The sequence below is a fragment of the Streptomyces sp. NPDC059788 genome (genome assembly GCF_042732265.1).
GTDB lineage: Bacteria > Actinomycetota > Actinomycetes > Streptomycetales > Streptomycetaceae > Streptomyces.
The window spans coordinates 48026-62886 of the sequence record NZ_JBHWHY010000019.1 but is presented as its reverse complement, the minus strand read 5'-3'; the positions used below and the strand labels follow the sequence as shown (position 1 = coordinate 62886).

11 protein-coding genes are annotated in these 14861 nt (G+C 73.0%); 4 read left to right on the top strand and 7 right to left on the bottom strand.

Translation table 11 applies throughout. The features are described from left to right. Nucleotides 1–5 precede the first annotated feature (5 nt). Entirely contained in the window at nt 6–848 is an 843-nt protein-coding gene (locus ACFV57_RS18335; protein WP_385232712.1) for a 3-keto-5-aminohexanoate cleavage protein, read from the bottom strand. A 60-nt stretch (nt 849–908) separates the two neighbouring features. Then, on the bottom strand, nt 909–1526 hold the full coding sequence (locus ACFV57_RS18330; RefSeq protein ID WP_385232709.1) for a hypothetical protein: 618 nt from the start codon (nt 1524–1526) through the stop codon (nt 909–911). Nucleotides 1527–1804: 278 nt separating this feature from the next. Here ACFV57_RS18330 and ACFV57_RS18325 point away from each other — a divergent pair, with 278 nt between their 5' ends. Next, a complete protein-coding gene (locus tag ACFV57_RS18325; RefSeq protein ID WP_385232707.1) occupies nt 1805–4645 on the top strand; it encodes a penicillin acylase family protein in 2841 nt (946 codons plus the stop codon). Nucleotides 4646–4679: 34 nt separating this feature from the next. On the opposite strand, the gene ACFV57_RS18320 is transcribed toward ACFV57_RS18325, so the two are convergent. The 5 genes from ACFV57_RS18320 to ACFV57_RS18300 all read right to left on the bottom strand — a co-directional run bounded on the left by ACFV57_RS18320 (nt 4680) and on the right by ACFV57_RS18300 (nt 11301). After that, nucleotides 4680–6005, bottom strand: a complete 1326-nt coding sequence (locus tag ACFV57_RS18320; RefSeq protein ID WP_385232704.1) for a serine-threonine protein kinase — start codon at nt 6003–6005, stop codon at nt 4680–4682. A 238-nt stretch (nt 6006–6243) separates the two neighbouring features. Next, nucleotides 6244–7611: an MFS transporter gene (locus ACFV57_RS18315; protein WP_385232702.1), complete on the bottom strand. Its 1368-nt coding sequence runs from the start codon at nt 7609–7611 to the stop codon at nt 6244–6246. 122 nt (nt 7612–7733) lie between these two features. After that, entirely contained in the window at nt 7734–8747 is a 1014-nt protein-coding gene (locus ACFV57_RS18310; RefSeq protein WP_385232699.1) for a methyltransferase, read from the bottom strand. Between the two features lie 108 nt (nt 8748–8855). Next, a complete protein-coding gene (locus ACFV57_RS18305; RefSeq protein ID WP_385232696.1) occupies nt 8856–9743 on the bottom strand; it encodes an SAM-dependent methyltransferase in 888 nt (295 codons plus the stop codon). A gap of 229 nt (nt 9744–9972) precedes the next feature. After that, on the bottom strand, nt 9973–11301 hold the full coding sequence (locus ACFV57_RS18300) for an exo-beta-N-acetylmuramidase NamZ domain-containing protein (protein WP_385232693.1): 1329 nt from the start codon (nt 11299–11301) through the stop codon (nt 9973–9975). 194 nt (nt 11302–11495) lie between these two features. Here ACFV57_RS18300 and ACFV57_RS18295 point away from each other — a divergent pair, with 194 nt between their 5' ends. The 3 genes from ACFV57_RS18295 to ACFV57_RS18285 all read left to right on the top strand — a co-directional run bounded on the left by ACFV57_RS18295 (nt 11496) and on the right by ACFV57_RS18285 (nt 14700). Further along, nucleotides 11496–12377, top strand: a complete 882-nt coding sequence (locus ACFV57_RS18295; protein ID WP_385232690.1) for an SDR family oxidoreductase — start codon at nt 11496–11498, stop codon at nt 12375–12377. After that, nucleotides 12374–14029 carry a class I adenylate-forming enzyme family protein gene (locus ACFV57_RS18290; protein WP_385232687.1) on the top strand — a complete coding sequence of 552 codons (1656 nt, stop codon included), beginning with the start codon at nt 12374–12376 and terminating at the stop codon, nt 14027–14029. The genes ACFV57_RS18295 and ACFV57_RS18290 overlap by 4 nt, the downstream gene beginning before the upstream one ends. A gap of 74 nt (nt 14030–14103) precedes the next feature. After that, nucleotides 14104–14700 (top strand): TetR/AcrR family transcriptional regulator, encoded by a 597-nt coding sequence (locus ACFV57_RS18285; protein WP_385232684.1) that lies wholly within the window; start codon nt 14104–14106, stop codon nt 14698–14700. Nucleotides 14701–14861 lie beyond the last annotated feature (161 nt).

Here is a 14861-nt window from a genome sequence, read left to right as displayed (position 1 = left end):
ATCGTTCACCTACTTCCGGGAAGTGGGCCGCTGTTCCCGGTAGGCGTGCCGTTGCCTTCCCCGCCCGCCGCGCCGGACCGCCCCCGTCCGGCCGGCTCCCGTCCGGCCGTCCCCCGCCCGGCCGGCTCCCTTCCGGCCAGCTCCCGCAGCGCCGCCGCGACCAGCTCCGCGTTGGACGCCGCGGGTGCCCCGCCCGGCAGCAGCAGGGTGTCCTCGGCGCCGATACGGGTGGCGAGCCCCAGCTCCCCGGCGAGCCGCAGCACCGGCCAGGCGCCGCCGTCCTCGCCGTGCAGCAGCACGGGGCGGCCGTGCGCGCCGTACGCCTCCAGCGCGCGCAGCAGGCCGCGCGCCGTTCCGCGCGCGGAGCCGGGGCAGGTGTCCGTGACCTCGGCCAGCACCCGCAGCACCCGCGGCCCCAGCGGCGAGGCCGCGAAGCGCTCCGCGCCGTCCGTGCCGGACCAGATGCCCGCCTCGACGCCGACGCCGCGCTCCAGCAGAGCGGCGGCGACCGCCTCGGCGCCCGGCTCGTGCCAGTTCACCGAGGCGTGGTCGGGGAGCACCGGCCACGACCGGACGCACACCACCCGGCGCGCCGGGTCCGGCTCGGCCCACGCGCCGGTGGTGACCCCCACCGGCACGTCCACCACGGCCCGTATCGCTTCCAGCGCCGGCGTCAGCACACCGGGCGTGAGCGATTCGCGCCCGCACGGCGACCTGGGGTGGACGTGGATGTCCCGGGCGCCGGCCGCTACCGCCTTCCTCGCGGCATCGGCCAGCTCCGCCGGGATCATCGGCACCACCCCGGAACCGGCGGCGTCGCGTGAGCCGTTCAGGCATACCTGCACCATGTCCCCGAGCATGACACCGGGGTCTGACAACGCCCCCTCGGCGCGGGCGCCCCGGCCCCCTCAGGCCGCCGCGAACAGCCGCCGCTCGCGCGAGGACTCCCGCGCCCCCGCCAGCGCCTCCCTGGTCAGCACCGAGAGCGGCGCCACGACGCCGCACTCCCGGCACACCGGCCCGGCCACCGGAAAACGTTCGAGGTCCGTGCGCCAGACGAACCGCTGCGTGCCGCAGACGGGGCAGCCGGCCCGCGGCGTGCCCGACTCCATCGCGCGGATCATGCTGCGCAGCACCGCGGCGAGCGGCGCCGCCGGGTGCCGGTGGGGCGCTTCGCACGGCACGATGTCACAGCCGCCCCAGGTACGCCGGTGCCAGTCGTCGAGCGCGCTGGGCTGCCGGATGCCGTCGTGCTTCTCGCGGCGCCGACGGGCCGCGAACTCCTTCTCGTACCCGAGCCAGACGGCCCGGGCCTCCTCCAGTTCCGTCAGCGCGGCCATCAGCCGCGCCGGGTCGGGCTCGCGGTCCTCGGTCGCGATGCCCGCCCTGGTGCACAGATGGTGCCAGGTCGCGCGGTGCCCGTAAGGAGCGAAGCGCTCCAGGCACTTGCGCAAGGCCGTGCGCCGCTGTGTGGCGACGAGACGGGGGTTGCGCACCTGTTCTGCGAGAGCTCTGAAACCGGCCAATTCATCCCACCTCCGTGGGGAGGACCCGACTGGACAGGGAATGGACGTGGCGGACGGCCCGCCGGATCCATCGAACTGTCTTGCGGATACGCGGTGGCGGCACTCGCGCCGCACCGGGCGCGTCAGCCGCTCCCGATGCCCCCCGTGGCGCCCGGCGCGCCTCGTGTGCACCATCCACCGTACATCTGTGGGGAATTGGAAAAAGTGAGTGTTGTTCATCTTCCGGCTCCGGCTAACCGCCGGTAACCTCCGGCGCACCCGCATCGCAAGGAGCCCCTATGCAACGACGCACCGGACGGCTCAGGACCGCCGCGGCCGCGGCCCTGTTCGCCCTCGGCGCCACGGTCCTGGCGCCCCTGCCCGCCACCGCGACGGCCGCCGCGCCGCCACCCGGCCCCGACTACTGCAAGGGCCGGTGCGCCGACATCCTGCCGCCGGGCGCCAACGGCAACGCGACCCTCGCGGAGATCCTCGCCCACAAGCTCCTCGGCACCCGCCCCGGCCACGCCTCCGACCAACTCGGCCCCTACGACGCCCTGGTCGGCGGCTACCGCACGCTCACCGACGACAAGCTCGCCGACTACTTCAACGACGCGTCCTTCGGCGTCCCCGACGACCAGGTCGCCAAGGTCACCCGGCCCCGCGACGACGTCTCGATCACCCGCGACAAGAAGACCGGCACCCCGCACATCAAGGGCACCACCCGGTACGGCACCGAGTTCGGGGCCGGATACGCCGCGGGCCAGGACCGGCTGTGGCTGATGGACCTCTTCCGCCACATCGGCCGCGGCCAGCTGACCTCGTTCGCCGGGGGCGCGCCCGCCAACCAGGGCCTGGAGCAGACCTTCTGGCCGCAGGCCCCCTACACCGAGGCGGACCTCCAGGCCCAGGTGGACCGCATCCGCGACACCAACGGCGCGCGCGGCAAGCAGGCCATGGCGGACGCCCAGGCGTACGTCGACGGCATCAACGCCTACCGCGAGCAGTCCAAGAACGGCCGGTACTTCCCCGGCGAGTACGTGCTGACCGGCCATGTCGACGCGATCACCAACGCGGGCGAGATCCAGCCGTTCAAGCTCACCGACCTGATCGCGCTGGCCTCCGTGGTCGGCGGCCTGTTCGGCAACGGCGGGGGCGGCGAGGTCACCCAGGCCCTGTCCCTGCTGTCCGCCCAGCAGAAGTACGGCGTCGAACAGGGCACCAAGGTCTGGGAGTCCTTCCGGGAGCGCAACGACCCCGAGGCCGCTCTGACGCTGCACGACGGCCAGAGCTTCCCGTACGCGGTCAAGCCCGCGCACGCCAAGGGCACCGCACTGCCCGACCGCGGCTCCGTCACCCCCGAACCGCTGGTCTACGACCGGACGGGCTCGGCACGGCCCGCCGCGGCCGGAAAGCCGGTGCCACGGGAACCGGTGCGGCTTCCAGGGAAGCTGAAGAAGTACGAAAAGCTGCGCGGGATGTTCCAGGACGGCGTGCTGCCCCCGGGCAGCCTCGACCCCAGCCGGCACCGCGGCATGTCCAACGCCCTGCTCGTCTCCGGCAAGCACACCGCGAGCGGCCACCCCGTCGCCGTCTTCGGACCGCAGACCGGCTACTTCGCGCCCCAGCTGCTGATGCTCCAGGAGATCCAGGGACCGGGCATCAGCGCCCGCGGCGCCTCCTTCGCGGGCGTCGGCATGTACGTCCAGCTCGGCCGCGGCCAGGACTACGCCTGGAGCGCCACCTCCGCCGGCCAGGACATCACCGACACCTACGCCGTCGACCTGTGCAACGCCGACGGCTCCGCGCCCACCAAGGACTCCGTCTCCTACCGCTACCACGGCAGCTGCCTGCCCATGGAGAAGCTGGAGCGGACCACCTCCTGGAAGCCCACCGTCGCCGACCCCACCGCGGCCGGCTCGTACCGGATGCAGGTCTTCCGCACCAAGTACGGCACGGTCACCCACCGCGCCGCCATCGGCGGCAAACCCGTCGCGTACACGGCGCTGCGCTCCACGTACCGCCACGAGGCCGACTCCATCATCGGCTTCCAGATGATGAACGACCCGTCCTTCGTCCGCGACGCGAAGACCTTCCAGCAGGCCACCGAGCACGTCGACTACGCCTTCAACTGGTTCTACGCCGACTCCCGCGACACCGCCTACTACAACAGCGGCCTCAACCCCGTCCGCAACCCGGACGTCGACCCGTCCCTGCCGGTCGAGGCCGACGCCGCGTACGAGTGGAAGGGCTACGACCCGGCCGCCAACACCGCCGAGTACACCCCGCCCGCCCAGCACCCGCAGTCCGTCAACCAGGACTACTACGTCTCGTGGAACAACAAGCAGGCCCGCGACTACGACTCGGCGGGCTTCGGCAACGGCTCGGTGCACCGCGCCAACCTGCTGGACGACCGGGTGAAGGCGCTGGTCGAGGAAGGCGGCGTGACCCGCGCCGCACTCACCCGGGCCATGTCGTCGGCGTCCGTCGCCGACCTGCGCGGCGAGGACGTCCTGCCGGAACTGCTGAGGGTGCTGCGCAGCAAGCCGGTGACCGACCCTGCGCTGCAACGCGTGGTGCAGCAACTGGAGGCGTGGCACAAGGACGGCGCACAGCGCCGTGAGACCAGCCCCGGATCGCACACCTACACCCACCCCGACGCCGTACGGATCATGGACGCCTGGTGGCCCCGGCTCGTCGAGGGCGCCTTCAAGCCCGGCCTCGGCGGCGACCTCTACACCGCGCTCACCGCAGGCCTCGCCATCGACGAGGCTCCGTCGGCGGGCCACGGCCCCACTGGAGCGCACGCCGGTTCCGCGTTCCAGTACGGCTGGTGGAGCTACGTGGACAAGGACCTGCGCGCCGTGCTGGGTGACAAGGTCGAGGGCGCCCTGGCCGCGCCGTACTGCGGAGCCGGAGACCTGGCGGCCTGCCGGGACACCCTGCTGAGCACGCTGGGGCAGGCCTCCGCGCGGACCGCCCAGCAGGTCTACCCGGGCGACGACAGCTGCAAGGCCGGAGACCAGTGGTGCGCCGACGCGATCATCCACCGCGCGGTCGGCGGCATCACGCACGACACCGTCAACTGGCAGAACCGGCCCACGTACCAGCAGGTGGTGGAGTTCCCCGAGCACCGCTGACCCACGGGCCCCGGGCCCCGGGCCTCCGGCTTCGCTACCTCGTGACCACCCGCCCGGCGGTGAGCACCACGCGCGCCAGCTCTCCATGGCAGACGTCGCTGTGCGCACCGGCGGGCGGTGGTCCGTTGCGGACCACCGACGAGGCGTCCACGCTCGCACAGCCCGTACCGGGCACCGCGGCGCCCAGCTTCAGCCGCCGCGCGCCGTCCACGGCCTGGATGCCGTCGTGGCCGATCGCGCCCCACCGGTCGAACAGGCCCAGGAAGCTCGCCGAGTCCCCGGAGAGCTTGGACGCCAGCGGGTACAGCATGCTCAGCGCCGAGTCGTGCCGCGAGTAGCAGGACACCATCGGCCCGTCCACCCGCTGCTGCACCCCCTTCAGGGCCCCGCCGCGATCCGGGTCGTGCGGCAGCCGGGCGGCGAACGCGTAGTGCGAGAACGCGCCTTGCAGCAGCGTCACCGACTTCACCCCGGTCACACCTGCGGGCATACCGCGCAGCGCGTACGACACGAGACGGGCGCCGAAGCTGTGCCCGATCAGATGAATCCGGGCATCCGGCGCGCTCTTCACCAGCCTGCCGAGCACCGGCCCCAGTCCCAGCTGGCCCACCACGCCCGCGCGCCGCTTCATCCCGTAGTAGCTGGTCTGCCGCAGGAACTCCTTGGCCCCGTTCCACCACCGCCCGAGACCGTCGCCGAACAGCTCCTGCCCCGCGCACTTCTCCAGCGCCGCCGTGAAGACCTCACACACCCCCAGCGGGTCGTCGGTGAGCATCGCGGGCGTGCCGTCCCCCGTGTCCTCCGCCAGCCGCCGCGCCGGGCTGCCCTCGCGCACCGCCACCAGGTCGCGCAGGAGGCGGGCGAACTCGTCGAACGCGGAACGGGCCGCGGGCCGCTCCGCCAGCAGCTGCTGAAGGCGCCGCAGCGTCAGCTCCCGGCCGGGGAAGGTCCGCGCCAGGGCGCGCAGCGACGCGTCGTCCAGCAGCGGCGGCCCGGCCGGGGGAGGTACATCGGCCGGTGGCGGACCCGCCACCGGATCGAAGTCCGGGATCGGCTCGTCCGTGAAGCGCATCGCCGGCCAGATCACCCCGGTGTACCCGAGACGCACCCCGGCCCCCGCCATCGCGGGGAACGGGGCGAAGAACCGCCCGTACAGGCGCGTGGCCATCGACCGGTCGTTGTTCCAGCCGTGCGCGAAGACCAGCAGGTCGGTGACGCCCTGCTGCGCCGCCCCGGCCACCAGCCGGTCGCGCTGCGCGGCGTCCGGATCGCCGTCGGCGTCGAACGTCAGCTCCCAGTACGGCTGTACGTCGATGCCCCCGGCCGCCCCTGCGCCGGAACTGCCTGCGGTATCCGTCATGACGACCCCCTGGGGCGGCGCGCCGGGCCACGCCTGCCGGGCCGGAAATCGGGGCCGCGCCGCGGTGTGCGCATCGTCCTGCGGCCGGGCGGTTCCGGCCATACGCCACGCATGGCCAGTTCGCGGCAGTCGGCGGGGGACGGCGGGCGGCCGGGGGGACGGCCACCGGCCGACGACGGGCCGGCGGCCCGGCCGGACTACGCCCGCCCGGAGCCCGCTCCTGTCCCCGCCTCCACCCTCACCCCAACTCCCGCTCCCGCGTCTCCGGCAGCGCCAGCACGCACCCCAGCGACACCACCGCCATCGCCGTCACGTACCACCCCACCGAGCCCGACCCGAAGGCCGCCTGCAACCGCGTCGCCACCAGCGGCGACACCGCGCCGCCCAGCACGCCGCCCAGGTTGTACGCCAGCGAGGCGCCCGAATACCGCACCGTCGTGCCGAACAGCTCCGGCAGGTAGGCGCCCATCGGGCCGTACACCACGCCCATGCAGAACAGCGCCCCGCCGATCGCCACCGCGATCAGCACCGGCTGCCCGGTGTCCAGCAGCGGGAAGAGGATCAGCCCCCAGACCGCCGAGAGCGCCGTCCCGGCCAGCACCAGCCTGCGCCGCCCCGCGCCGTCCGAGCGGGTGGCGGCGAGCCAGGTGCCGGCCGCCAGGAAGAGGCAGGCGACGAGGGAGAGGGCGAGCATGGTGTTGCGCGAGACGCCGAGGGTGCCGGTGGCGTACGCCAGGCAGTAGGTCGTCGCGGTGTAGAACAGCCCGTACGCGACGATCATGCCGCCCGCGCCGAGCAGCAGTTCGCGCGGGTGCCGGCGCAGCACGTCCAGCGCGGGCACCCGGCTCGCCTCCCGCGCGTCCATCACCTTCGCGAACACCGGCGTCTCGCTGATCTTCAGCCGTACGAACAGCCCCACCGCCACCAGCAGGAACGACAGCAGGAACGGCACCCGCCACCCCCACGAGCGGAACGCGCCGTCGTCCAGCACCGCCGACAGCAGCCAGAACACGCCCGTCGCCGCGAAGAACCCGACCGACGGCCCGAGCTGCGGGAAGGCCGCGTACAGCCCGCGGCGCTTGCTCGGCGCGTGCTCCACCGCCAGCAGCGCGGCCCCGCCCCACTCGCCGCCCAGCCCGATCCCCTGGAGGAACCGCAGCAGGATCAGCAGCAGCGGCGCCCATATCCCCAGCGTCCCGTACCCCGGCAGCAACCCCACCAGCGCGGTCGAGAGCCCCATCAACAGCAACGAGGCCACCAGCACGGACTTGCGCCCCACCCGGTCCCCGAAGTGCCCGAACACCACCGACCCGATGGGCCGCGCCGCGAACGCCACCGCATAGGTGGAGAACGACGCCAGGGTGGCGTTGACCGGATCGAGGGTGGGGAAGAACGCCTGGTTCAGGACGAGGGCGGCAGCCGTCCCGTAGATGTAGAAGTCGTAGAACTCGATGGCCGTCCCGATGAACGAGGCCACGGCCACCCGCCGAAGGCTCTCCGGGCCGGCGGCGGCGCCCGGCGGCGCGGCGTCCGCCGACGTGGTCGGATCGGGCGCGGCCGGGGAGCCACCCGCCGGAACGGCTGCTGATGTCGCGTCACTGTGCACGAGCGGCACTGTCACGCGGGATTGTCGGGACAGTCAATAGGTGGGATGCGGTGTCTTGAGAAGTGAGACGCGAGGTCTCTTGACGCACGTCCCGGTGCCCGCGCCCCGGGCCGCCGTCCCGGTCAGCCCGCCACCGCCTCCACGATCGAGAGCGTCGACTCCGTCGCGAGGGTGCGGGACGGTTTCAGGTCCGCGGCGGCGAGGAGGTGATGGAAGGCGGGCTCGTCGCGTTCGCGGCCGTTGAGGGAGGTCATCATCAGGACGTCCATGGTCTTCGCCGGGTGGGCGTCGTTGCCCGGGGGCAGGACCGCGTCGATGGCCAGGAGGCGGCTGCCGGGGCGGGTCATGGCGGCGCGGCAGGCGCGCAGGATGCGGACGCAGTCGTCGTCGTTCCAGTCGTGCAGGATGCGCTTGAGGAGGTAGACGTCGGCGCCGGGCGGTACGGCGGTGAAGAAGTCGCCGGAGCCGGTCTGCCAGCGGCCGGTCAGCTCGGGGATGTCCAGGGTGTGGTGGCGGAGCACGGACTCCTGGTCGTAGAGGACGCCCCTCAGCCCCGGGTTGCGCCGCAGGACCTGACGCAGCAGGCCGCCGCGTCCGCCGCCGACGTCCACGACCGTTCCGGAGGCGGGGAAGTCGTACGCGGCGGCGATGGGGTCGTTCTCGCTCTCGGCCAGGCCCGCCATGCCGGTGTCGAAGACGGCGCCCGCTTCCGGTACGCGTTCCAGGTGGCCGAAGTAGGGCGCGCCGAAGAGGTCGTCGAAGACGGTGTGGCCGGAACGGACGGTGTCCGCGAGCTGTCCGGCCGGGCGCCAGAAGGGTTCGTCGGTGAGCATGACGATGGCGTCGCGCATCGAGGACGGGGCGTCGGAGCGCAGCGGATCGGCCGTGGGGGTCAGGTGGAACGCTCCCGTTTCGTCCTCACGGAAGACGCCGCGCGTCGCCAGGATGCGCAGGGCGCGGCGCAGGTGCCCGGCGTCGGTGCCGGTGGCGGCGGCGAGTTCCTCGGCGGTGCGGGGGCCGTCGGCCAGGTGGTCGGCCACGTCGAGGAGTGCCACCGCCCGCAACGCGGCGGAGTGGAGGTAGGCCAGGGCGTGCTCGGTGAGCTGGACGGCGGGGGAGTGCGGCGGGTTCGTCATGGGGTGACGTCCTTCCGGAACGGGGACTTCGGACGAAAACAGGGCGGGGCGGCGGAGCGGTGTGCTCCGCCGCCCCCTTGCCCGCGGGCGGGAGCGCCGCCGAAGCCGCTACGGCTTGCGGGCGTACACCGTGACGAAGTCGAGCAGGTCGATTTCCTGCCGGATCCGCTCGCGGTCGCTCCACTCCTTGATGAATTCCTGTGCGGCCCCGGGGTGCAGCTCCCGCAGCGCCTCCGGGTCGTCGACCAGGCTCGTCCAGTAGTGGTACCAGCCCTCCCACGTGCGGTCACGGATCGAGGTCACGTCCGGGTCGGTGAATCCGGCGTCGAGGAGCTGCCGGGCGTAGGTGCGTCGGTCGTACCAGTTGGCGTCGGGCACGCTGTACCTGTACAGGGTCAGCCGCGGGGACCCGAACGTTCCCCGGGGTGTGTCGGCGCTCAGCGGGATGGTGTCGATGGCGGCCAGGACGCCACCGGGCTTCAGGACACGCAGTGCTTCCTTGAAGAAGGTGCTGCGGGGATTGAAGTGCATGGGGGAGTCGAGGGCGACGACGCGGTCGAACATGCCGTCCGGAAAGGGAAGGTCGGTGGCGCTGCCGACGCGGAAGTCGGCCCGGTCCTGTAAGCCCTCCGACTCGGCCTGCGCACGGGCGCCTTCGACGTGGCGGGGCGACACCTCCAGCCCGTGCACCTGGTGTATCCGGTTCGCGCGCAACCAGGTGAAGTCCTGTTCCCCGTAACCGAAACCGACGTCGAGAACGGTGTGGGACGGGTCGAAGCCCGCGACGTCGGCGAGCTTGAGCGCGAGGTCCTCGCCGGCCCGGTCCGGGTCCTCGGTGCCGTCCTTCCAGTAGCCGATGTTGATGTACCTGGTCGTCCGGTGCGCGAACTGCTTTTCGGGATCGGCGAGTTCGTAGAGACGCCGGACGCGGGTGTCCGGATTGGGCGTGGTGACGGCATGGAGGGCTTTGCCGATCGTTCTCGCCTTGTTCAGCATGACGGACCTTCCTTCGGCGAGGGGGAGTCGTTCACGCGGCGGCTGGAGGGGTGCGGTGCCGCCTGGCTCTCCGGGTGCAGAGGGCATCGGCCGCCTGAGGTGCGGCCGTCCGACACGGTGCAGCACATCCCGTAATGTCTAGGGAATTCCTTGAAAAAGACAGCGGCGGTCCGCTTTTCTCCTCGGTGGCACGTCGACCAGCCACGTGCTCCGCGCGGAGGCGGCGGCCTCACCGGTACCGCAGGTACTTCCGCCGCATCTTGCGGAAGTCCGTCAGGTCCTCCTGCCAGGCCGCGACCACCTCGTCCACCCCGGCGCCCGCGTCGATCATCGTGCGGACGCGCGGCGTGCCGGTCAGCTTGTCGATCCAGTGGTCCGGGCGCCAGGCGAATCCGGACCAGGTCCGTTTGGCGGTGACCAGGAGGGCGATGCCGGTGCGGACCGGGTCGAAGGTCTCGCGGTCGTGGACGTGGAGCTGGACGCCGCCGATGGTTTTGCCCTGGAACTTGGAGAAGGTGGGGGTGAAGTAGGCCTCCCGGAAGCGGACGCCCAGGAGGCCGATGCCGGCGGCCAGTTCGGTGACGGCGGCGGACCAGCGGCGGTCGATGCCGTCCGCGCCGAGCAGTTCGAAGGGGCGGGTGGTGCCGCGGCCCTCGGAGAGGTTGGTGCCTTCGAAGAGGCAGGTGCCCGCGTAGACGAGGGCGGTGTCCGGGGTGGGCATGTTGGGGCTGGGCGGGACCCAGGGGAGGCCGGTGGCGTCGAAGAAGTCCGTACGCCGCCAGCCCTTCGTCAGCACGGTCTCCAGTTCGGCGGGGCGGCCCGCCGCGCGCGGCACGAACTCGGCGTTGAAGAGGAGGGCCAGTTCGGCCACGGTCATGCCGTGGGCCAGGGCGATCGGTTCGCGGCCGACTCCGGAGGCCTGTGCGCGGTCCAGTACGGGGCCGGTGGCGGCGCGGCCCGTCACCGGGTTGGGGCGGTCGAGGACGACGAATCGTTTGTCCGCGAGGACCGCGGCGACCATGCAGTCGTAGAGGGTCCAGATGTAGGTGTAGAAGCGCGCGCCGACGTCCTGGATGTCGAAGACGACGGTGTCCACGCCCGACCGGGCGAAGATGTCGGCCAGCGCGTGGCCGCTCTTGCCGTACGTGTCGTGGACGGGCAGCCCGGTGGCCGGATCCTCGTAGCTGCCTTCCGAACCGCCGGCCTGGGCCGTGCCGCGGAAGCCGTGCTCGGGTCCGAAGACGGCCGCCAGGTCCACCCGTTCGTCGGCGTGCATCACGTCCACGATGTGCCGTACGTCCGGGGTGACGCCGGTGGGGTTGGTGACGACGCCGACCCGGCGGCCGGAGAGGAGGGCGTAGCCGTCGGCGGCCAGCCGGTCGAAGCCGGTGCGGACCCGGGGGTGGGGGTGTGCTCCCCGCGCCCCCGTCGTACCGGTGCCCGTGGAGCCGCCGGCTGTCCGTGCCGCAGCCGCCTCGCCCTCGCCCGCCATCGCCGTCGCACCCACCATGCTCGTGACCGCCGTCGCGGCCAGCAGATTCCGTCTGGACAGGGTCATGCGTCCACCTCCGCCGTCGGGCCAGTGTCGTGCGCACGCTAACGCCCGGCGGGCTCCGGGGGAACGCGCCGGACGTCGTGCGGCGCGCCGCCGCCGGGCCCGGCCGCCGGGCGGCACCGCGCCCTTCCGCTTCGGCATACCGACTGGTTAGTCTGCCTGGCAGTCGAGCCAGGGGCGACCGAGGGAGACCGCAGGTGGAAGCCGTACGGGACAAGACAGTCGTGGTGACCGGGGCGGGCGGCGGCATCGGCGCCGCCCTGGCCCGCCGCTTCGCCGCCGAAGGGGCGCGTGTGGTGGTCAACGACCTGGACGCGGCCAAGGCCGGGACGATCGCGCGGGAGATCGGCGCCGTCGCCGTCCCCGGGGACGCCTCCGCCGTCGTACCGGCGGCCCGCGAGGCGCTCGGCGGCACCGTCGACATCTTCTGCGCCAACGCCGGGGTCGGCACCGGCGGCGGACCCGAGGCGCCGGACGACGCCTGGGAGCTGGCCTGGGACGTCAACGTCATGGCGCACGTACGGGCCGCCCGCGCGCTGCTGCCCGGCTGGCTGGAGCGCGGCGCGGGCCGTTTCGTGTCCACGGTGTCCGCCGCGGGCCTGCTGACCATGGTGGGCGCGGCCCCGTACAGCGTCACCAAGCACGGCGCGTACGCCTTCGCGGAGTGGCTGTCGCTGACGTACCGGCACCGGGGCATAGCGGTGCACGCGATCTGTCCGCAGGGCGTGCGCACCGACATGCTCGCCTCCACCGGCGCGGCCGGCGAGCTGGTGCTGACGCCCACCGCGATCGAGCCCGCGGCGGTCGCCGACGCGCTGTTCACGGCCATGGCGGAGGAACGGTTCCTGGTCCTGCCGCATCCGGAGGTCGCCGATTTCTACGCCGTGCGGGCGGCGGACAGTGAACGCTGGCTGGGCGGGATGAACCGTCTGCAGCGGAAGCTGGAAGGTGCCGGGCGGCCGGAGGCCGTCGCGGAGCCGTCGGCCGGTTCCCCGGTGGCTGGTGCCCCGTCGGCCGGTGCCCCCGCCGCCGGTTCCCCGGCGTCCGGTGCCCCCACGGCCGAAGGGACGGCCCGGTGACCTCCTACCAGGACAAGCCGTGGCTGGCGCAGCTCACCGAGGCCCAGCGCGCCCCCGCCCACCCGCACCCCTCGGTCCTGCACGCCTTCCAGGACGCGGCCCGCCGCGCCCCCGACCGCACCGCTCTCGCCTACTTCGACGGCCGCCTGTCGTACGCCGAGACGGACGCGCTCAGCGACGGCGTGGCCGGACACCTGGCGGCCCGCGGCTTCCGGCCCGGCGACCGGGCGGCGGTCATGCTCCAGAACACCCCGCACTTCGCGCTCGCGCTGCTCGGCGTCTGGAAGGCGGGCGGCATCGTCGTCCCCGTCAACCCCATGTACAAGTCGGCCGAGATGACGCACATCCTCACCGACGCCGAGGTCACCGCGGTCGTCTGCGCCGACCGCACCTGGGACGCCTTCCTGCGCGCGACGGCCGCCGCGGCCCCCTCCGTACGGATCGGCCTGACCGCCTGCGAACAGGATCTCCAGACGCGGGACGACGCGCGCGTGCTGCGCGGCGAGCGGCTCGGGCCGCGCGAGGGCGCCGACGACCTGCTGGCCGCGGCCCGCGCGTACGCGGGCAAGCCGCCCGGCGCGGCGCCCCCGGCCGCCGCGGACCCCGCCCTCATCAGCTACACCTCCGGCACCAGCGGCACCCCCAAGGGCGCCACCAACACCCATGGCAACATCGCCTACAACGCCGAGCGGCAGCGCACCGGCCTGGACCTGCCCGACGGCGCGACGTACTTCGCGCTGGCGCCGCTGTTCCACATCACCGGCATGGTCTGCGAACTGGCCGCCTGCTTCACCAACGCGGGCACCCTCGCGCTGGCCTACCGCTTCGAGCCGGGCGTGGTCCTCGACGCCTTCCTGGAGCACCGGCCCGCCTACACGGTCGGCCCGTCCACGGCCTACATGGCGCTGATGGCGCAGCCCGGAGCCACCCGCGAGCACTTCGCGTCGTTCTCCTCCCTCTCCTCGGGCGGCGCGCCGCTGCCGCCTGCGCTGGTCGAGAAGTTCCGGGCGGGTTTCGGCCCGTACCTGCACAACGGCTACGGGCTGACCGAGTGCACCGCACCGTGCGCCACCGTCCCGCCCGGCCGCGAGGCGCCGGTGGACCCGGCCTCCGGGACGCTCGCCGTCGGCGTGCCCGGCCCGGACACGGTCGTACGGATCGTCGACGAGCAGGGGCGGGACGTGCCGTTCGGCGAGCAGGGCGAGATCGCGGTGCGCGGCCCGCAGGTGGTGCCCGGCTACTGGCGCCGCCCGGACGCCACCGCCGAGGCCCTGCCGGACGGCGAACTGCGCACCGGCGACATCGGTTTCATGGACCCGGACGGCTGGCTGTACGTCGTCGACCGCAAGAAGGACATGATCAACGCGTCCGGTTTCAAGGTGTGGCCGCGGGAGGTCGAGGACGTCCTGTACGGCCACCCCGCGGTGCGCGAGGCGGCGGTGGTCGGCGTGCCGGACGCCTACCGGGGCGAGTCGGTCAAGGCGTATGTGAGCCTGCGGCCCGGACAGCGGGCGGACCCCGCCGAACTGGCCGGGTACTGCAAAGAGCGGCTGGCCGCGTACAAATATCCACGGCAGGTGGAGATCCTGCCCGAGCTGCCGAAGACGACCAGTGGCAAGATCCTCAGGCGGGAACTCCGCGCACGCGGCTGACCGCGCCCGCGGCGGGCACCGGGCCACGGCAAGACGTAAGACGACGCACGACGCACGAGGGACAGGTGAGGGCGATGGCCGGCACGACGGACGGCGGGAGTTCCAAACCCGTGGCACAGCGGCTGCTGGCCACCGCCACCCGGCTCTTCGCCGAGCGGGGCTACGACCGCACCTCCGTCCAGGAGATCGTCGAGGCCGCGGGCGTCACCAAGGGCGCCCTGTACCACTACTTCGGCTCCAAGGACGATCTGCTGCACGAGGTGTACGGGCGGGTGCTGCGGCTCCAGCAGGAGCGGCTGGACCGCTTCGCCTGCGCCGACGCGCCCGTGGAGCGGCGGCTGCGCGACGCGGCGGCGGACGTCGTGGTCACCACCATCGAGAACCTCGACGACACGAAGATCTTCTTCCGCTCGATGCACCACCTCGCCCCCGAGAAGGACAAGCAGGTACGGGCCGAGCGGCGCCGCTACCACGAGCGGTTCCGCGCGCTGGTCGAAGAGGGCCAGCGCGCCGGGGTGTTCAGCGACGCCACCCCCGCCGACCTGGTCGTGGACTACCACTTCGGCTCGGTGCACCACCTGGGCACCTGGTACCGCGAGGACGGGCCGCTCACACCGCAGCAGGTCGCCGACCACCTCGCCGACCTGCTGCTGCGGGCCCTGCGGCCGTAAGGGAGCCTCCGGGCGGGGGCTCGGGGTTTCTCAGGCCGCGTCAAGGCGCTGTGTTGGCTCCTGTAGGGCATTCCCGACGCCGGCCTGCGTGATCGTCTGCTGGCGTCGCCTGGTCGACCCGCCAGGTTCTTCGTAGCCTGCACGACTCGCATGGCCGGAGA

Excerpts from the sequence above, each read along its gene's own strand:
- ACFV57_RS18335 (WP_385232712.1), bottom strand. The coding sequence starts at position 848 with ATGGTGCAGGTATGCCTGAACGGCTCACGCGACGCCGCCGGTTCCGGG.
- ACFV57_RS18325 (WP_385232707.1), top strand. The coding sequence starts at position 1,805 with ATGCAACGACGCACCGGACGGCTCAGGACCGCCGCGGCCGCGGCCCTG.
- ACFV57_RS18320 (WP_385232704.1), bottom strand. The coding sequence starts at position 6,005 with ATGACGGATACCGCAGGCAGTTCCGGCGCAGGGGCGGCCGGGGGCATC.
- ACFV57_RS18310 (WP_385232699.1), bottom strand. The coding sequence starts at position 8,747 with ATGACGAACCCGCCGCACTCCCCCGCCGTCCAGCTCACCGAGCACGCC.
- ACFV57_RS18305 (WP_385232696.1), bottom strand. The coding sequence starts at position 9,743 with ATGCTGAACAAGGCGAGAACGATCGGCAAAGCCCTCCATGCCGTCACC.
- ACFV57_RS18300 (WP_385232693.1), bottom strand. The coding sequence starts at position 11,301 with ATGACCCTGTCCAGACGGAATCTGCTGGCCGCGACGGCGGTCACGAGC.
- ACFV57_RS18285 (WP_385232684.1), top strand. The coding sequence starts at position 14,104 with ATGGCCGGCACGACGGACGGCGGGAGTTCCAAACCCGTGGCACAGCGG.